The sequence below is a fragment of the Deltaproteobacteria bacterium genome (assembly GCA_026388415.1).
Classification (GTDB): Bacteria; Desulfobacterota; Syntrophia; order Syntrophales; family JACQWR01; genus JAPLJV01.
Genome location: JAPLJV010000001.1, coordinates 1 through 18,177 on the forward strand (window position 1 = coordinate 1; position 18,177 = coordinate 18,177).

Below are 18,177 nucleotides of genomic sequence, written 5' to 3' on the forward strand. Positions count from 1 at the left end.
AAGGTATAGTCGAAATAGATGCCGGGCAGCCATCCATTCTCCTCACTCTTGCCCGGCGGGGGAAAGTCTTCCTTGTAATCAAAGTTATAGTACATGAAGCCCATTTCAAAGGTAGATGATTTCTGTTTTACGCCACTGACATCTAAGGATTCAGAGGATACGGCAGGAAGTATTTTATCAACCTGTTTGTCTTGTGAAACCTTCTCTTCCATGGGTGTCTTGGATTCCTGTTTTGCATCAACGCCGGTATCTTTAATAAAATTGACCACGTCCTCAAACTTACGGGATATTATTTTGCCGTCTTCCGTTTCAATGTGGATATCGTAAACGTTCATTTTAATAACTCTTCCGTATATGATGCTCCCATCTTTAAATTCCGCACCGACAATGTTTCCGGTTTGTGCGAAAGAAAACGTATAAATAAATAGACTAAATGTGATTATTACGGCGCAAGTCCAAGCTTTATTGCGGCATGATCTCATATCCTGTTGCCCTCCTTCGGTGGAAAAGTATGAAAAGCAGTTTTGCCCCTGAAACGAGGCAGTTTAGTGGGGCTGTTTTTGCTTGTCAAGGGATATTTGGCAGCGAAAAACAGGGACTGGCGGTGCGGTTTGAGGAGGAATTCGGATCGGCGGTCGCTATTTTAATGAGGGCGGGAATTTATTCCTTGCCATCCATTTTTTTGTTTCTTATACTGTCATCATACTACTTTGATAGATAAACAGGAAAAGGAAGATTTTTCTACGATGATCAAGCCCCGCATAATTTTTATGGGGACACCGGAATTCGCCCTGCCGGCACTGTCCCTCCTGCTGGACGAAAAATATCCACTGGTCGGGGTCGTTACCCAGCCGGACCGTCCGCAGGGGCGGGGGCGGGCATGTCTGCCGTCGCCGGTGAAGGTTATGGCCCTGGCCCACCAGTTGCCCATCATGCAGCCGGAACGGATGAGAGATGACGGCTTTCTGGCAACATTCCACTCTCTGGCGCCTGATTTAGTTGTGCTGGCGGCTTACGGCCAGTTGCTGCCCAAAGAAATCACGGATCGTCCGCCCCTGGGCTGCCTCAATATCCATCCCTCTCTCCTGCCGAAATACCGGGGCGCCGCGCCGATCAACCGGGCCATCATTAACGGTGAAAAGGTGAGCGGTGTCACCATCATGCAGATGACGGAGAAACTGGATGCGGGAGATATTATTTTGCAGGAGGAAACCCCGATCGGAGGGGACGAAACATTTGATCAACTGCACGACCGTCTGGCCCACCGGGGAGCGGAGCTGCTGATCCGCGCAATTGTAATGGCGGCTAACGGTACGGTTCAGAGAGTGTCTCAAAACGGTGCCGCCGCCACTTATGCCCCGCGTTTAAATAAGGAAGATGGGCTTCTGCTATGGGGGCAGGATGTGTCATCCCTTGTCAATCTCATCCGTGGTTTATCGTCGTCGCCGGGGGCCTTTACCTTTCTGGCCGGGAAGAAACTAAAAATCCTCAGCGCCAGCGCAGAGATAACAGACACGGGCGTGGCACCGGGGACGATCATCAGCCAGAAGGGAAGGGGACTGAAGGTGGCGGCCGGAAATGGCTGGGTTAATCTCCTCGATGTACAGATGGAAAATAAAAAAAGGATGCCCATAGAAGACTTTCTCCGGGGCTATGAGGTTCAGGCAGGAACATCTTTGGGGCTTTAATATTATTGTGCCAATGACACCACGCGGCATGGCCGTCGAAATATTGAACCGGGTAGCATTGACCGATGCTTATGCCGAACCATTGCTCGACGCCTGCCTTTCTACCCAGGACCTGACCAATATCCACGATCGGAGGCTTCTGACCGAGCTGGTTTACGGCGTACTGCGGCAGCAAGGCCACCTGGCAGCCGGATACCTGTCTTTGCCGTGGTAGATGAAGCCGTCAAGCTCGCCAAAATCCACCAGCCCGGCAGCGCCGGACTCGTGAACGCCATTCTGAGAAATTACCTCCGGAAGCGGGAGAACCTGGTTTATCCCAATTTGACAGAAGCCCCCCTGGAACATATTGCCGTTTTGCATTCTCATCCCCGCTGGCTGGTGGAACGCTGGCTGAAAAGCTTCGGTGTGGAAGAGACGGCAGCCCTCTGTGCCGCCAACAATGAGATCCCGCCGATTACGCTCCGGGTCAACGGGCTGAAAGTGACCAGAGAAGAAGCGAGGAGGGAGCTGGCAGCAGACAATATTGAGGCCGGGGAAACAGTTTTTTCCCCCCATGGCCTCAATATTGCCAAACACGGACCGTCTCTGCGCGAGACGGCAAGTTACCAAAAAGGCCACGTACTGCTGCAGGACGAGGCCTCCCAATTGGTCGGACTGCTTACGGCGCCGCAACCGGGGGAAAATGTCCTTGATCTTTGCGCCGGCACAGGGGTAAAAACAACTCATCTGGCCGAAATTATGGACAACAAGGGGATGATTGCCGCTTGCGACATTCACACCGGGAAGCTCGCCTCGCTGCGGGAACTGGCGAACAGACTGGGTATCGGGATCGTGGAGACCCGGGTTGGAGACGCCGCAACCGACAAGGGGCCTTCCTGGCAGGGACAATTCGACCGGGCGCTCGTTGATGCGCCCTGCTCGGGGCTTGGAACCTTGAGAAGAAATCCGGAAATAAAATGGCGCCTCCGTGCGCGTGACCCTAAATCCCTTTCCGGCCTGCAAAAGCAACTGCTGCACAGCGCTTCCGCCTGCTTAAAAAGGGGCGGAACGCTGGTGTATAGTGTCTGCACGGTCATGCCGGAAGAAAACGAGGCCGTTATAGCTGATTTTCTCAAGCATCACAGGGACTTTTATTCAGCGCCGCCGCCGGCATCAATAGATCGGGCGCTAACAGACCAGCGGGGATTTTTCCGCACCAATACGGCCAGCCACGGCACGGATGGTTTTTTTGGCGCGGTTCTGGTGAAAAAACGGGGCTGAATTTATGGCTCTTGACATTATTACACAAAATCACCATAATCCCCCTGCCGTTGATAAACTTGGCAATAGCATGTGCATATATCCCCGATAGAAGCATGCGGGGATGACAACAATTTTTGGCTAAACAATGCGGGAGGTGCAGCAATGAGCTTCAGGATTAAGGAAAATATCACCTGGGTAGGGAAAATAGACTGGGAACTGAGGAAATTCCACGGCGAAGAATATTCCACGCATCGTGGTTCTTCCTACAATTCCTATCTGGTCCAGGATGAGAAGACCGCCCTGATAGATACGGTATGGACGCCTTTTGCGAAGGAATTTGTCCACAATCTCAAACAGACGGGTGCGCTCAGCAGTATTGATTTTGTGATTGCCAATCACGGCGAGCCGGATCACAGCGGAGGCTTGCCGGAACTTATGCGGGAAATCCCTGACAGACCGGTATACTGCACCGCCAATGCCATCAAATCCCTGAAAGGCCAATATCATCAGGACTGGAATTTTAAGCCGGTCAAGACGGGCGATAAATTAAGCCTGGGGAATAAGGAGTTGATATTTATCGAGGCCCCCATGCTGCACTGGCCGGACACCATGTTCTGCTATCTTACCGGGGACAATATTCTGTTTAGTAACGACGCCTTCGGGCAGCATTATGCATCAGAGCTGATGTTTAACGACCTGGTCAACCAGGTGGAGTTATATCAGGAATGCATCAAGTATTACGCCAATATCCTGACGCCGTTCAGCAGGCTGGTGGACAGGAAAATAAAGGAGGTAGTGGGATTGAATGTGCCGGTGGATATGATCTGCACAAGCCACGGGATTATCTGGCGGCAGGACCCGCTCCAGATCGTCAATAAATATCTGGAATGGGCTGGTGACTATCAGGAAAACCAGATAACCATTATTTATGACACCATGTGGAACTCGACGCGTAAGATGGCGGAGGCGATTGCCGCAGGTATCCGGCAGAGCGATGATAAAATCGCCGTCAAACTTTTCAACTGCGCCCGTTCCGACAAAAACGATATTATTACGGAAATCTTTAAGTCGAAGGCAATCTTGGTCGGCTCTCCGACCATCGGTAAAGGCATCCTTACCCATATTGCCGGCATCCTCGAGGAAATACGGGGATTGTCCTTCAAAAACAAAAAAGCCGCCGCCTTCGGCAGTTATGGCTGGAGCGGTGAATCGCTGAAAATGATAACAGAAAAACTGCGGGAGGGCGGATTCGAAATCGTCCATGACGGAATCAGGGAAATGTGGAATCCCGACCAGCAGGGCCGGGAAAACTGCCTCAATTTCGGGAAAACCTTTGCCTCGCTGCTGAAAATTTGAACAAATAAAGAATCGTCATTCCGGTGCTCTGTTTAGTCCTCGCTCGACGGGGAAACACCGGAATCCAGAAATTTCAACGCGTTACAAAAGCACTGGACACCGGTTTTCACCGGTGTGACGACTTTTGACCAGACCATCAAAGATGGCAAGATAGGAACGTGAAAGCTCACTCCCTCCGGACAACCTCTCCCCTCAGGCTGACTACAACATGACTCATGGGGAGGTTCGCATTGGCTGCCGCCATTCCCCTTTTGACGATCACAGGCAACCCCTGACAGCAGGGGACTTCCATGGTAAGAACAGTTACGCTCTTCACCCCCGACATTTTGAAAACATCAGTGAATTTCTGGATGTAGGCCTCGGCGTCGTCGAATTTCGGGCACCCGACCATGAGCACCTTGCCCTGGAGAAAATCGCGATGGAAATCGGCGTAGGCAAAGGGCGTGCAGTCGGCAGCAACGAGCAGATCCGCTCCCTTCAGGAACGGCGCGGTCGGAGGTACCAGTTTTATCTGCACCGGCCAATGGGAGAGGGCAGAGACGTTACTTTGGTAAGAGGCAGGCTTGTTGGCCTCCTCGCAGGATTTGAAGGGCCTCTTGAAGTCCTGTATCTGGGTTGAGGGACAACCGCAGGCCATGGTCGGCGCAGTTGGGGGTGGAGGCGGAGGAGACTTCTGCAGGTGCTCTTCCACGGCTTCTTCGTCAAAATCATCGGCTTCCCGCTCTATCACGTGGAGGGCATCGTTAGGGCACTCTCCGAGACAGGCGCCAAGACCATCGCAGTATTTTTCGGCCATCAGGCGGGCCTTGCCTTCCACGATCTGAATGGCTCCCTCGGCGCAGGAAGGCACACATTGTCCGCAACCGTCGCATTTATCTTCTTCTATCTGTATTATTTTGCGCATTATTTTCATTTTTCACATCTCCTTTTATATGGAAATGGATCGTCATACCGGCGCTCTTTTCGGTCCTCGCTTGACGGGGAAAGGCCGGTATCCAGTCCTTTACACCTAGATTCCGGATCGGGTCCGGAATGACAGAAGGCATTTTCATCCTTCGTTGTGCCCGCGACGGGCATGGGGGGTAATCAGAAGCTCCCCGGCCAGTTTCCGGCCGCTGGCCGTGAAAAATAACTTTTCCATAATGACGCCCAGCTTTTCCCCATCAACGGGTTCTTCTTTTTCCTCCAGGTTAGAAATCAAATCTGCATCGTAAACAATCTTGAAATTGACCGTTTCCTCGGCGCGGGGGTGATGATGACGCCCGATGATATCGCAGACCTCATCTATGATATCCCTGCTGGCCGAGAGTTTAGCCAGAATCTCCCGGGCGATGGGCGGCCCCTCTTCTTCCTGATACCTTGCTTCCGTGCTGCCATGCTTACGTTCCGCCTCGTGAATGCCGATATCGTGGAGATAGGCGGCGCACAGAACCACCACCATATCTCCCCGTTCTTCCCTCGCAATCTGCTCTGCCAACCGGGCCACCTTGGTGGCGTGACCGATGCGCCGGAAGTCCTGTCTGAAGTAGCGTTTCATTTCTATCGCCACGCGGTCTTTCAGGAGATCCTTTCTCTGAGCCAGTAATTCCGGCGGCAGTTCTCCCAGGCACTGTTCCGCGTGCTGGCAATAGGAAGCACAGCCGAAATCCATCCGGGGATTGATAATCTTGTTGCCGCAATTTTTACATTTGCGGGCAGACTCATCCTTGAAAAACTCAATGACATGACCGCACTTGGGGCAAGGGACGTCGAAGATGGCCCCCGGTTTCCAGTAGCGCGTATCCTGTCCGGGACATTGCATATCCTTTCACCCTGCCCTTTATCCCAGAATCGCCTTCAGATCCTCATCCACCGTGGTGATCGGCTTGATGTCAAAGGTCTTGACCAGCACATCGAGTACGTTCGGGGTGATAAAGGCCGGGAGCGTGGGGCCCAGGCGGATATTCTTGATTCCCAGGTGCAGCAGGGTCAGCAGTATTGCGACCGCTTTCTGCTCGTACCAGGAGAGGATCATGGACAGGGGCAGGTCATTGACGCCGACACCGAAAGCACCGGCCAGAGCCACGGCGATCTGGATGGCCGAGTAGGCGTCATTGCACTGGCCGATGTCCAGCAGGCGCGGAATACCGCCAATATTGCCCAGCTCTTTGTCGAAAAAGCGGAACTTGCCGCAGGCGAGCGTGAGGATTACCGTATCGGCGGGGGCCTTCTCCACAAACTCGGTATAGTAATTGCGGCCCGGTTTGGCGCCGTCGCATCCCGCAACGAGGAAAAAATGGCGGATGGCCTTACCCTTGACGGCCTCGATGACCTTGTCGGCCACGCCGAGGACCGCGTTTCTGGCAAAGCCCACGAGCACCTCCCGTCCCTTGGTATCCGCCGGGAAACCGGGCAGGGTCAGCGCCTTGTCAATCAGCAGCTTGAAGTTACCGTCGGCGATGTGGGGTACTCCGGGCCAGCCGGTTGGGCCGCTCGTGAAGATGTTGTCCTGATAAGTTTCGCGCGGTTTCTGGATGCAGTTGGTCGTCATCAGTATGGTCCCGGGAAATTCCGCGAACTCTTTGGCCTGATTTTGCCAGGCGGTTCCGTAGTGACCATAGAGATGGGCGTATTTTTTCAAACCCGGATAGCCGTGGGCCGGCAGCATTTCACCGTGGGTGTAGATATTGATGCCCTTGCCCTCCGTCTGCTTGAGCAGTTCCTCCAGGTCTTTTAGGTCATGGCCGGAGACGAGGATGGCCTTGCCCTTTTTAGCCCCCAGGGGTACGCTTGTGGGCGTCGGATGTCCGTAAGTCCCGGTATTGCCGGCATCGAGTAGCTCCATCGTCCGGAGATTTACCGCGCCGCACTTCAGCACCAGGGCGACCCAGTCGTTCAGACCCAGATCCTTTCTCAAGGTGGCTGCCAGCCCTTCCTGGAGGAAAGCAGTAATAGAGTCGTCCTCCTGGCCCAGGATGCGGGCGTGGTGGGCGTATGAAGCCACCCCTTTAAGACCGAAAAGCAGGATGTGCTGGAGCGAGAGAATATCACTGTTGATATCCGGGTCGGACTTCAGACCGACCTTCTCTCCTTGGGCGATCAGGCCGCTCAGGGTTGCCGCCGGCTGGAAAGTGGCCGTTGCCTCGGTAAAATCAATTTTGCCGCCGGCCGCGCGCACTTTTTCTTTCAGGCTTTCCCGCAGGGCGACACATTGCCGGATCAGACCGTCGAAGCGCTGCGGGTCGAAATTCGCGTTGGTGATGACGGCAAAAAGCCCGTCACTGGTGAAGGCGTCGGCCTCCTTGTTGCGAACTCCGACTTTACGACCTTCCAGGGCGTACAGAGCCAGACCCTTCAGGGCATAGACCAGCAGATCCTGCAGAGCGGCCACATCCGGTTCCTTGCCGCAGACTCCCATAATTGTGCAAGCTGCACCTTTGGCGGTTTGTTCACACTGGTAGCAAAACATTTTATTCTCTGCCATCTTGGTATCCCTCCTATGTAAGTGGTTTGATCGTCAGTATTGATTGACTGCACAATAAAGTTAAAGACATAGCCCGCTCGTGCACAGAAAGAGGGCTTCGTAAGCGGTGGGATCGGGGACATCGAGGTTGTGGATCCGGATTGTGATTGCCTATACCATCAAATACTTCTTCTTCACCTCTTCGTTCGCTTCGAGCTCGGCTACAGTCCCTTCAAAGCGAATTCTACCGTTATCAATGACGTAGGCCCGGCTGATCATCTTCAGCGCCGATCTGACGTTCTGTTCCGAAAGGAGAATGCTGATGCCGGCATCCCGCAGCTTGAGAATCTGTTCTTCGAGGTCACGGACAATGAGCGGCGCCAGTCCTTCCGTCGGTTCGTCCAGCAGGAGCAGCTCCGGCCCCCCCATCAGGCCCCGGGCAATGGTGAGCATCTGCTGTTCGCCGCCGCTTAAGTTTCCGGCTCTTCTTGTTTTTATTTCAGCCAGAGCGGGGAATATCTCGTAAACCCTCTCCTTGTTCCATTCGATGCCGCGGCGAAACACTATCTCCAGGTTATCGTCAACGCTTAAATCGGCAAAGACCCGGCGATCATCGGGCACATAAGCGATTCCTTTGCGGAAGTGCAAAAATGGTTTGAGGCCCGTAATGTCTTCATCGTTGAAGGATACGCGCCCTTGCCGGGGGGGGGTCAGGCCCATGATGCTCCGCATGGTGGTGCTCTTGCCGGCGCCGTTTCTGCCCAGGAGCCCTACCACCTCTCCTTTGTTGACGGCGAGGGAGACGCCGAAAAGGATATGGCTGGAGCCGTAATATGTTTCAATCCCCCTTACATCAAGCATACGTCACTCCCCCCCAGGTATGCATCCTGTACCGCCTCGTTGCAGCGCACTTCCTCACAGGATCCCTGGATAATTGTACCGCCTCTCACCATGACCATAATCCGGTTGGCAATTCCGAAGACAATCTCCATGTCGTGCTCGCAAAAGAGGATAGTAAGTCCCATGGTCTGGGAAAGCTTTTTTATAAGGTCAATACAACGCGAGGTTTCTTCGGCGGCCATGCCGGCAGTAGGTTCATCGAGGATCAGGAACTCGGGGCTACCCCCCAGGGCCATGGCGATCTCCAGGACTTTGCGGTCACCGTGGGAGAGGAGCGCTGTTGTGCGATTTTTTTTCTTCAAGAGGCCGACGCTGGCAAGGATCTCATCCGTTTCTTTAATTGCCAGACTTGTCGAAGGGGTAAAGAGGTTCCAGGTTTTTTTCTCGCGTGATAATACGGATATCTGCACGTTTTCAAAAACGGTCAGCCTTTGAAAAACGTTGACTATCTGAAAGGAGCGGGAGATGCGCTTGCGGCAGACCTCATGGGGAGAAAGCCCGGTAATATCTTCATTTTTAAAGAGCACCCGGCCGGAATCAGGCTTGATAATTCCGGTAATGAGGTTAAATAGCGTGGTCTTCCCGGCCCCGTTGGGCCCGATGACGGCCACGATTTCACCTTTTTCCACTGTCAGGTTGGCCTTGTTCACCGCCTTGAAGCCGGCAAAGGTTTTTGATATGGATGTTACCTCTAACACTTATTGCTCCCTTATTTCCGGTTCTATAAATCCTCTTTTGAATTTTTCCTCAACATAGCCAAGGATGCCGTTGGGCAGGAAAAAGATGACGAGCATCATGATAATACCGAGCACAAGCGCCCAATAGCCGGTATAGGTACTCACAAAGGTTCTCAGAACAACGATGACGGCAGCTCCCAGCATGGGTCCCAGGAAGGTAAACCACCCCCCGAGCAAACACATGATGAGGATCTCCAGGGAGAAGGTCCAGAAAAGCATATCGGGGAAAACCGTATTATCCACGACAACAAAAAGAGAACCGGCCACCCCCGCAAAAAATCCGGCCAGGGCCAGGGCCAGGAGTTGATGCATTCTGACGTTTATTCCGATCATCTCGCTGCGCACGGGATTATCCCTGATGCCCTGGAGAGCGCTTCCGAAAGGGGAGTGGAGAATCTTCCACATGATAAAAAGACATACCAGGGTAACGATGACCGTAAAATAGTAGGCGCTCTTCGGCGTGGCAAGGAGCTCCGGAATGGGTACGCCGTGTATCCCGTCATCGCCTCCCGTAAAGGAATACCAGCGGTAAACAATGGCCCAGACTAAGGAACCGAGCGAGATCTGCAGCATGCCGAAATAAAGCTTGGAAAGGCGGATACAGATGATGCCGATAACAAGGCCGAAGGCGGCCGCTACCAGGGGCCCGACAATGAATGCCAGCATTGGGGGCAGAGCCGTCTTCGTCAGTATCAGCGTTGTTCCATAGGCGCAAACCCCGTAGAAGACGGCGTGGTGGAACTGGAAAATCCCCCCGTATCCGAGGACAAGATTCAGGCTCGTGGCCAGCAGGCCGTAGAGTAAAATGATCGAGACGAGATAAACGTAAAAGCGCGGGAGAAATGCAGGGAACAACAGCAGCAGGATAATGCCTGCGCCCAGCCAGAAAAGGGTTTTCTTGCTCATATATGCTCCCTTACCAGGTAGATTTGAGAAGTCCCGTCGGCCGGAACAGCAATACGACCACCACGGCAAGATAGGGGAAAATAATGCCAAATTGCGGCCAGATGAGAATGCCCAATGACTGCGTCAGGCCGAAGATCAGGGCGCCGAGCAAAGCGCCCCAGATGTTTCCCAACCCTCCCATGATGACAATGAGGAAGGCTTCGATAATGAGGTTGTGGTCCATGCCGAGGGTGACACTCACCGTAGGCGCCACGAGGACCCCTCCCAGCCCGGCCAGGTAACAGCCGATGACAAAGACGGAGGCGAAGACCCAGCTTACGTTGATGCCCACCGCTCCTACCATCTCCCTGTCCACGGCCGCCGCCCTTGCTATCTTCCCGATCTTGGTCTTGTTCGTCAGCAGCCAGAGGAGTACTGCCACCAAAGGGCCGGCAAGGAGCAGAAAGAGGTTATAGCGGGGGAAGGGAAGCCCCCCGAAGAGCGGCACAAAACCCTGAAAAATAAGGGGCACGGGCACTGATTTGTACTCGCCGCCCCACACAAGCTTCACGAGGTCGCCAAAAACGAGGGAAAACGCAAAGGTCAGGAGGAGGAGCATGAGGTGTTCCCGTTCGTAGAGGAACTGAAACATCCCCCGTTCCGCAATCAGACTGATAAGGGCCACCACTAACGGGGCAATAAGGAGGGCCATCCAGAAACCGGCCGAGCCCCCGCCGCACAGCTTCGTCACCGTGAAAGCGGCAAAGGCGCCGATCATGTAGAGAGAGCCATGGGCCACATTGGGGATCCGGAGGACCCCCAGGATGAGGGTCAGGCCGGAGGCCACGATGAAGAGAATCGTGGTCCGGCTCAGACCCACAAAAACCTGCGACAGAACACCCGCCGGTATTATCGAATAGATGGCATCCATGCAGAACTCCTGTGAGAGAATTCTTACTTGCGGTCCTTTGCTATCTCGTCACAGGTAGTCATATAATCCTTGGCTTGGATTACCTGAATATTGCCGGCGACGAGAAAATCGTACTTGGGATCCTTCTTCGTGATTCCGAAATACATGGGAAGCTCAAGCTGGTGGTCGCACCCTCTGATTGCAAGCGGACCCACCGGGCTGTCAAGCGACATGCCTTCGAGGGCCTTGATGAGAGCTTCCGCATCAATCTTGCCCGCTTTTTTGTACCCTTCGGCGATGAACCTGGCGGTCATATACCCGGAAAGAGCTCCTATGCGCGGCTCTCTGTTGTAGGTCTTTTTGAATTCGGCAACAAATGCCCTGTTCGCCGGGGTGTCAGGATAGTAGAAAAAATAGTTGGCCGTTCCGAAGACGCCTTCCGGCGCATTTTGTTCCTGGGGCCTTAGCACGGAAAGCTCGATAGCCGTATGCTGATAGAACGGTATCTTCTGGCTCAAGCCGGTCGCCTTGGCGGCCTTCTGGAAATTGACCATGCCGGAGCCGCCCGTGGCTACGATGATGAAATCAGGCTTGGCGGCGAGAATCTGGGTAATATAAGGGGTAAAATCTGCTTCTCCCACCTTCCACCAGGATTCTCCAACCTTCTGTACCTGTGGTTTCAGATTTTTCAGATTATTCCATAGACTATCGGCAATGGCGTGGCCGTATTCATAATCGTCACCGGCAATCCAGTATTTCAGGTAGGGTTTTTTCGCCAGGGCCAGGGCAGCCGCCTTGCCAGCCATCGCGGTATTTTCGTTCATATTGAAGATGTACTTGTGCCCTTTTTCGCCGATGATCTTATCGCTTTTGGCAAAGGTCACGAAAAACGGTATCTTCTCTTTTTTCACGAAATCGGAAATGGCAAGGGTCGTCGCGCTGTTGATCGTACCCATGAGAATGTCAACATTTTCCTTCATTACCAGCTCTTTAGCCATGGCCAGGCCGATATCCGGTTTAAACTTCTCGTCGCGGGTAGTATATTCAATCTTTTTCCCGAGGACCCCGCCCTTGGCATTGATTTCATTGACGGCCATCTTGAATCCGTCCAGGACATCCATGGTGAATGTCGTTGCCGGCCCCGTGTAGGTGTCAACAATACCCACCTTGATTGTGTCTGCGGCATACGAGAGCGGACATACTGCCAACAAACCGACAAAGAGCAACAAAGATATGGAAATTACTAACGATTTTTTCATAGCTACATCTCCTTTCAATTTTTTAAGCCTGTTATTCCGTCCCTTTTAGGAATCTTCTAAAATATATGCCTGTATTTGTCAATATTAATCCTGTTGTCAAAGAGTGTAGATGACAGGACCCGGCTTGCTATAATTGGTTGCATCCGCTCACGCTCGACGCCGTGCAACATCTGTTACTTATTGAAGTCAACAAGCGAGGCCGGTTTGATTTTGTAGAAGAGTTCAACCCGTACTTCTTAACTAAAAAACATGCGCTGCTTATTGGCATCACCTTCTACAAAGCAACACCTGTTATAGCCGGAACCTTCCGAAGATTTGTGTTTGAAAGATTGATCTGGCCGCTGCTTTCAGTGGCGCGGCTCCTGAGTTCAGTATAATGTTGTGGTCATAGCCTTTCAACGGATTTTAATGTTGCCTCTTGACAATATTTGTATAGCCGGTTATATGAATATAAACCTTTCAGGAGAATAAACATGAAAAAAGCCGCAGCGTTTTTCAAAGTCCTTGCCGATGAAGCCCGCTTGAATATGCTCTGGCTCCTCTTGAACCACCGGGAGTTATGTGTCTGCGACTTCATGGCGGTACTCGAAGTGACCCAGTCCAAGGCGTCCCGGCACCTGCGGATTTTGTACAATGCCGGCCTGGTAACTGACCGGCGCGTCGGGCTCTGGATCTATTACTCGCTTCAGCCGGCGGCCGATGATTTTGTGCGGACCTTTCTGGAAACACTCCGTTCCACCTTGGCCCACCGCCAAGAAGCCGTTGAGCTCCTAAAAAAACTTGATATCTGGCTTGAGCAGAAAGACCAGACCAAGTGCAGTTGATGGGAGAGGAGAAAAACCATAGCACTGAGGAAGAGCGAGAATGAAAAAAAGAGTCCTTTTCATCTGTACGAATAATTCCTGCCGATCACAGATGGCGGAAGGCATCGTCAATCACGAACTGGGGGATAAAATCGAGGCCTATTCGGCAGGAACAACACCGACTTCTGTTAATCCACGGGCGATTCAAAGCATGGCGGAGATCGGTATCGCTATCTCCGGTCATCGTTCCAAAGTCATGGACGAATTCGCCGATCAACAGTTCGATTATGTCATTACCCTCTGCGATAGCGCCAATGAACAATGCCCGCTGTTCTTCGGTGGCGTCAAAAAGATACACATGGGCTTCGCCGATCCGGCAGCGGCCACGGGTAGCGAGGAGGAAATTAGGACGGCATTCCGGACGGTGCGGGATGAAATCAAAGCCAGGCTTATAGAGTTCTTTACAAATGAATCAATTTAAGGAGGCAACCATGACCAGCTCAATCAGTAAGAAACTTTCCTTTCTCGACCGCTACCTGACCCTCTGGATTTTTGCCGCCATGGCAGCAGGCGTCGGCGCTGGCTGGCTCATCCCCGGGGTCAAGGACTTCGTCAACTTATTTACCGTCGGGACCACGAATATTCCCATCGCCGCGGGCCTGATCCTGATGATGTATCCACCCTTCGCCAAGGTGAAGTATGAGGAGATGGGGGACGTCTTCCGCAACAAGCGGATACTCGGTCTCTCGCTGGTACAGAACTGGGTGGTCGGCCCGATTCTCATGTTTATCCTGGCCATCGTTTTTCTGCACGACAAGCCGGAATACATGGTCGGGCTGATCATGATCGGGCTGGCGCGCTGCATTGCCATGGTCATCGTCTGGAACGATCTGGCCAAGGGGGATACGGAGTACGCCGCCGGTCTGGTCGCCTTTAACAGCATCTTCCAGGTCATCTTCTTCAGCGTCTATGCCTGGTTCTTCATCAGTGTGCTGCCGCCGCTCTTCAGTCTTAAAGGGGCGGTGGTCGCCATCACCATCGGCCAGATCGCCGAGAGCGTCTTCATCTATCTCGGCATTCCCTTCATCGCCGGCGCGCTGACCCGATTTATCGGCGTCAAGATCATGGGGCGGGAGCGCTACCATGCCGTGGTGGTCCCCAAGATCAGCCCCATCACCCTGATTGCCTTGCTCTTTACCATCGTCGTCATGTTCAGTCTCAAGGGCGACCTCATCGTCCAGATTCCCTTAGACGTGGTGCGCATCGCTATCCCGCTCTTGATCTACTTCGTGGTGATGTTTCTGATGTCTTTCTGGATGGGCAGGAAGGTCGGGGCCGACTACGGCAAAACCACTACCCTGGCTTTTACGGCTGCCAGCAACAACTTTGAACTCGCCATCGCCGTGGCAGTGGCCGTCTTCGGCCTCAACTCCGGGGCGGCCTTTGCAGCCGTGATCGGTCCCCTGGTGGAAGTGCCGGTCATGATCGGCTTGGTCAACGTTGCCTTCTGGTTCCAGCGACGGTACTTCGCTGAACAAATTCAGACAAGTACATCCCGATGAAGAGACTTACATTAAGATGAACGCTGATTTGATTTTAACAACTTTTCCCGCGCAAGAAGAGCTCAACCGGGCCGTGGCGGTTCTCGAAACCATAGACGCCGCCTACGAGCGTATCGAACCGAGCCCGGCGCTGTCGCTGGTCGCCTTGCCGGCGCTTGTCATGAGCCGGGAAGGCCGGGGACGTCTGGAGGCCCTGGCCCCGACGGTCGTTTTTTCCGGCTGGGTGAATTACCGGGTGTCCCGTGTAGAGATGCTCGACGGACCGGCGCCGCAGGAGCCAAAATCTGATGACTGTTTTCGGCGTTCCTCCATTATGTTCCTGGGACCATGTGTTGCCGATGAAACGAAGATCCGGCTGATTGCGCACCTGGAGGGAGATCTGGGACCAGTCCTGCCTTACCTGAACGCGGTTATCCCGCAAGCATTATACACGCCTGCGGCTGAGACCCTTACCTATATGGAAGGATACCGGATGATAGCGCTGTACCGTCAGCGCATCACGATTGCCAAGGCAGACGAGATTGTGGATGCCTGGCGGACCCTCGAAGACATTCGCCAACTTGCGGAGCAGACCTGGAACGACCGGAGCACGATCGAGCCTTCCTTTGAAATCCGCAAAAAGCCGCCCGCGATCGAGATTTTCAAGCGGCTGCCTCGAACGAACTGCGGCTTATGCAGCGAGCCAACCTGTCTCGCCTTTGCCGTAAAGGTCTGGACCGGTGCAGCCTCCGTGAGGCTTTGTCTCCCGGTTTTTGAGGAAGATGACAAGTTCGCTTTTCTGAGAGAGCCATTGCTCGAAATATGTGCCGGAATGGGACTAAAGGCCGGCGAACAAGGGTAGACAGAAATAAAAAACGTTATCAAGTCGTGAGAAGGGAGGATGGCAATGAATACGCAAGCGAAGATGATCGAACAATTGCTTTCCGATACCGGCGTCCGAGTCAACGGTCCCAATCCCTGGGACATCCGGGTGCGGAACGAGCGACTTTACTCACGCCTACTGAAAGACGGCAGTCTCGGGCTGGGGGAATCCTACATGGAGGGCTGGTGGGACTGTTCCCGGATCGATGGGTTTATCTGCCGACTTCTCGGGGAAAAGCTGGAGGCAAAAATCAAGGGGAACCTGAAAACTCTCTTGCCTTATCTCTCCGGCAGGCTCTTCAATCTCCAGTCACTAACCCGGGCGGAAATCGTCGCCCGCAGGCACTACGATCTCGGCAATGAGCTCTTTTTTTCTTTTCTTGACCCCTACAAACAGTACAGTTGCGCCTACTTTGCAGGGACGGACGATCTGGTGGAAGCCCAGCGGAAAAAGCTGGAACTTATCTGCCGGAAGATCGACCTCCAACCTCAGGATCATGTCCTGGATATCGGTTGCGGCTGGGGCGGCTTCGCGCGCTATGCCGCCGAAACGCACGGCTGCACGGTAACGGCTGTCAATATATCTGAGGAACAGGTCCGGCATGCCCGTGAATTTTGCAAAGACCTGCCCGTGAACGTCCTCCATAAGGACTACCGGCAAATCCGGGGGACCTTTGACAAGATCATATCCGTCGGCATGTTCGAACATGTGGGACAGAAAAACTACCGGACTTTCATGAAAGTTGCCGATCGTTGTCTGAAAGAAGGGGGGATATTTCTGCTTCACACCATCGGCGGCAATGATTCCCGAGTAAGCGGTGATCCCTGGATTGACCGGTATATTTTCCCCAACGGGAGGTTGCCCAGTATTGCCCAGATCGCCAAAGCCGTGGAAGATCTCTTTGTAATCGAAGATCTCCATAATCTGTCCCCTCACTACGAAAAAACCCTTCAAGCCTGGAACGACCAATTCCAGAAGGCATGGCCCGGACTCGCGGAAAAATACGATCGTACATTCAAGAGGATGTGGGAATACTACCTGCTATCCTGCGCCGGGGCCTTCTGCTCCCGGCATATTCAAGTCTGGCAGATATTGATGACCAAGGAGGGTGCCAAACAACCGGCATGCCGTTTCGGTGATGAGAGGGCAAATGTGTGATGCAGTGAAACAACTTTCTGCTGATGGGAGCAAAAAGAATCATGGCGGACAAGATTATCATCTGCGGAACGGACATCAGACTCTTCTGTATTCAGGCTCGGGGGTGATCGCAGTTATACAGCACCACGAATGCCTGGGCGGTTCCGGAGACCCTGATGCCGACGCAAGAAACCTTTCGCGTGCGCGAAGGTAGTGCTGCCAAACATGAAAGGAGAAAAGTCATGACAACGACAGATGAATTGAAGGATATGTTCAGCAGGCTGACGGATGAAGAGAAAGTGGTTTTCATGAAATCCGTAATGCCTTCTTTTTGCGAGATATTCAGCAAGAATCCCGAGAAGATGATGAAGGAGATGATGCTGCTCTGCAGGGACATGATGAAGTCGGGCATGATGGATATGCAGGGCATGATGAAATAGAAACTTCATCAGGAGGTACCCATGGGATGAGTGTGAAGTTATTTCTTTCAAGAAATCTGACTTACCTTGCGAAGGGCAAGGACGTGTTTGAGGTAAATGGCGAGACAGTGGGCGAGTGTCTCAACCATCTCGTCAGCCTCGTCCCCGTAATGAAAAAAACCCTCTTTTATGAGTCAGGGGACCGGCTGTATCCGCACGTTCAGGTGCAGGTTAACAAAAAGAGCGCCAATGCAGAAGGTCTGACAAAGCAAGTAAATGATGGTGATGAAATTCATATTCTGCTGAAATGGCACTGATGAGGCGGAGGTGCGGGTGACTAGTTTAGTCACCATAAGCTGAAATGACCAAAAAACTGCATCGGTCTCTTTCAAGGACAACAAATTAAGGAGAGAGTTATGTTACCAGGAGATCAGTCCAAAGCTTTCAAGGATTTCTACGATTCGGCACGCTACAACAAGATTCTCGAGCCGAAGACAACCCTCATGCTTCACCTTGCTTCGGCCATGGCAGTGAGCTGCTATCCCTGAATGCAGCACTACCTTGGCGTTGCCAGGGATATGGGTATTTCCGAAGAGGAGATCGGTGCAGTCCAGGCTGTCGTCATGGCTGTTTCCGCCGGAAAGGTCAACGCCCAGCTCCGCGAGGTGCAATCAAGAACAACGGCGAGTTGATGTAGCTACGCGCCCAGTCCCCCCCATTACGTGAGGGAACACCGGGCTGGGCTCATAAAAGACCAATTGAGGAGGTAATATGTCACTGTTTGAAATAATAGGATGAACTACCTGAGGCGATTGCGAACCGCCGACAGTTAGTCGGCGCATGCTGAGATTTCCTGACGATACCCAGGTAAGTGTTAATGGTTTGGACGAGACAATGGCCGACCTCTACTCTGAAGGCAGGCAAGCGAATCAGGAGACCGCCGCGGAGATCATTAAAAGGTTGGAAGTCCTGAAC

The 18,177-nt window shown here is 53.1% G+C and carries 23 protein-coding genes; 14 read left to right on the forward strand and 9 right to left on the reverse strand.

Going from position 1 to position 18,177, the window contains the following annotated elements; genetic code table 11:
- On the reverse strand, window positions 1–335 hold a 335-nt coding region (locus NT140_00005; protein ID MCX5830273.1), incomplete at its 3' end, for a hypothetical protein.
- A 176-nt stretch (window positions 336–511) separates the two neighbouring features.
- On the opposite strand from NT140_00005, the gene NT140_00010 reads away from it, so the two are divergent.
- The 5 genes from NT140_00010 to NT140_00030 all read left to right on the forward strand — a co-directional run bounded on the left by NT140_00010 (window position 512) and on the right by NT140_00030 (window position 4,286).
- Entirely contained in the window at window positions 512–721 is a 210-nt protein-coding gene (locus NT140_00010; protein MCX5830274.1) for a hypothetical protein, read from the forward strand.
- Window positions 722–746: 25 nt separating this feature from the next.
- Window positions 747–1,688 (forward strand): methionyl-tRNA formyltransferase, encoded by a 942-nt coding sequence (gene fmt / locus NT140_00015; GenBank protein MCX5830275.1) that lies wholly within the window; start codon window positions 747–749, stop codon window positions 1,686–1,688.
- 7 nt (window positions 1,689–1,695) lie between these two features.
- The gene (locus NT140_00020) at window positions 1,696–1,902 is read left to right on the forward strand and encodes a hypothetical protein (GenBank protein MCX5830276.1); all 207 of its coding nucleotides are present in this window, start codon (window positions 1,696–1,698) and stop codon (window positions 1,900–1,902) included.
- On the forward strand, window positions 1,896–2,948 hold the full coding sequence (gene rsmB, locus NT140_00025; GenBank protein MCX5830277.1) for a 16S rRNA (cytosine(967)-C(5))-methyltransferase RsmB: 1,053 nt from the start codon (window positions 1,896–1,898) through the stop codon (window positions 2,946–2,948). Before NT140_00020 ends, rsmB begins: the two co-directional genes overlap by 7 nt.
- 144 nt (window positions 2,949–3,092) lie before the next feature.
- Complete coding sequence (locus NT140_00030; protein ID MCX5830278.1) at window positions 3,093–4,286, forward strand: anaerobic nitric oxide reductase flavorubredoxin; 1,194 nt, start codon at window positions 3,093–3,095, stop codon at window positions 4,284–4,286.
- Between the two features lie 166 nt (window positions 4,287–4,452).
- Here NT140_00030 and NT140_00035 read toward each other — a convergent pair whose 3' ends face one another.
- The 8 genes from NT140_00035 to NT140_00070 form a co-directional block, all read right to left on the reverse strand.
- Window positions 4,453–5,199, reverse strand: a complete 747-nt coding sequence (locus tag NT140_00035) for a 4Fe-4S binding protein (protein ID MCX5830279.1) — start codon at window positions 5,197–5,199, stop codon at window positions 4,453–4,455.
- A 135-nt stretch (window positions 5,200–5,334) separates the two neighbouring features.
- On the reverse strand, window positions 5,335–6,087 hold the full coding sequence (locus NT140_00040; protein MCX5830280.1) for an HD domain-containing protein: 753 nt from the start codon (window positions 6,085–6,087) through the stop codon (window positions 5,335–5,337).
- An 18-nt stretch (window positions 6,088–6,105) separates the two neighbouring features.
- Window positions 6,106–7,734, reverse strand: coding sequence for a hydroxylamine reductase (gene hcp, locus NT140_00045; GenBank protein MCX5830281.1), 1,629 nt, complete (start codon window positions 7,732–7,734; stop codon window positions 6,106–6,108).
- 165 nt (window positions 7,735–7,899) lie between these two features.
- Window positions 7,900–8,589 (reverse strand): ABC transporter ATP-binding protein, encoded by a 690-nt coding sequence (locus NT140_00050; GenBank protein MCX5830282.1) that lies wholly within the window; start codon window positions 8,587–8,589, stop codon window positions 7,900–7,902.
- A complete protein-coding gene (locus tag NT140_00055; GenBank protein MCX5830283.1) occupies window positions 8,577–9,326 on the reverse strand; it encodes an ABC transporter ATP-binding protein in 750 nt (249 codons plus the stop codon). Before NT140_00055 ends, NT140_00050 begins: the two co-directional genes overlap by 13 nt.
- Window positions 9,327–10,271 carry a branched-chain amino acid ABC transporter permease gene (locus NT140_00060; GenBank protein MCX5830284.1) on the reverse strand — a complete coding sequence of 315 codons (945 nt, stop codon included), beginning with the start codon at window positions 10,269–10,271 and terminating at the stop codon, window positions 9,327–9,329. It abuts the gene before it with no gap.
- 10 nt (window positions 10,272–10,281) lie between these two features.
- Entirely contained in the window at window positions 10,282–11,181 is a 900-nt protein-coding gene (locus NT140_00065) for a branched-chain amino acid ABC transporter permease (GenBank protein MCX5830285.1), read from the reverse strand.
- A 23-nt stretch (window positions 11,182–11,204) separates the two neighbouring features.
- Window positions 11,205–12,419 (reverse strand): ABC transporter substrate-binding protein, encoded by a 1,215-nt coding sequence (locus NT140_00070; protein ID MCX5830286.1) that lies wholly within the window; start codon window positions 12,417–12,419, stop codon window positions 11,205–11,207.
- Between the two features lie 473 nt (window positions 12,420–12,892).
- Between NT140_00070 and NT140_00075 the strand changes: the two genes are divergently transcribed.
- The 9 genes from NT140_00075 to NT140_00115 all read left to right on the forward strand — a co-directional run bounded on the left by NT140_00075 (window position 12,893) and on the right by NT140_00115 (window position 17,894).
- A complete protein-coding gene (locus NT140_00075; protein MCX5830287.1) occupies window positions 12,893–13,243 on the forward strand; it encodes a metalloregulator ArsR/SmtB family transcription factor in 351 nt (116 codons plus the stop codon).
- Window positions 13,244–13,283: 40 nt separating this feature from the next.
- Window positions 13,284–13,703 carry an arsenate reductase ArsC gene (locus tag NT140_00080; protein MCX5830288.1) on the forward strand — a complete coding sequence of 140 codons (420 nt, stop codon included), beginning with the start codon at window positions 13,284–13,286 and terminating at the stop codon, window positions 13,701–13,703.
- Window positions 13,704–13,713: 10 nt separating this feature from the next.
- Window positions 13,714–14,784 (forward strand): ACR3 family arsenite efflux transporter, encoded by a 1,071-nt coding sequence (arsB, locus tag NT140_00085; protein ID MCX5830289.1) that lies wholly within the window; start codon window positions 13,714–13,716, stop codon window positions 14,782–14,784.
- 16 nt (window positions 14,785–14,800) lie between these two features.
- The gene (locus tag NT140_00090; protein ID MCX5830290.1) at window positions 14,801–15,625 is read left to right on the forward strand and encodes a hypothetical protein; all 825 of its coding nucleotides are present in this window, start codon (window positions 14,801–14,803) and stop codon (window positions 15,623–15,625) included.
- A 45-nt stretch (window positions 15,626–15,670) separates the two neighbouring features.
- Window positions 15,671–16,804 (forward strand): cyclopropane fatty acyl phospholipid synthase, encoded by a 1,134-nt coding sequence (gene cfa, locus NT140_00095; GenBank protein ID MCX5830291.1) that lies wholly within the window; start codon window positions 15,671–15,673, stop codon window positions 16,802–16,804.
- Window positions 16,805–16,959: 155 nt separating this feature from the next.
- The gene (locus NT140_00100; GenBank protein ID MCX5830292.1) at window positions 16,960–17,223 is read left to right on the forward strand and encodes a hypothetical protein; all 264 of its coding nucleotides are present in this window, start codon (window positions 16,960–16,962) and stop codon (window positions 17,221–17,223) included.
- A gap of 26 nt (window positions 17,224–17,249) precedes the next feature.
- The gene (locus NT140_00105; protein MCX5830293.1) at window positions 17,250–17,519 is read left to right on the forward strand and encodes a MoaD/ThiS family protein; all 270 of its coding nucleotides are present in this window, start codon (window positions 17,250–17,252) and stop codon (window positions 17,517–17,519) included.
- A 99-nt stretch (window positions 17,520–17,618) separates the two neighbouring features.
- Window positions 17,619–17,750 carry a hypothetical protein gene (locus NT140_00110; protein MCX5830294.1) on the forward strand — a complete coding sequence of 44 codons (132 nt, stop codon included), beginning with the start codon at window positions 17,619–17,621 and terminating at the stop codon, window positions 17,748–17,750.
- Window positions 17,751–17,894 (forward strand): hypothetical protein, encoded by a 144-nt coding sequence (locus tag NT140_00115; GenBank protein MCX5830295.1) that lies wholly within the window; start codon window positions 17,751–17,753, stop codon window positions 17,892–17,894. It abuts the gene before it with no gap.
- The last annotated feature ends 283 nt before the right edge of the window (window positions 17,895–18,177 follow it).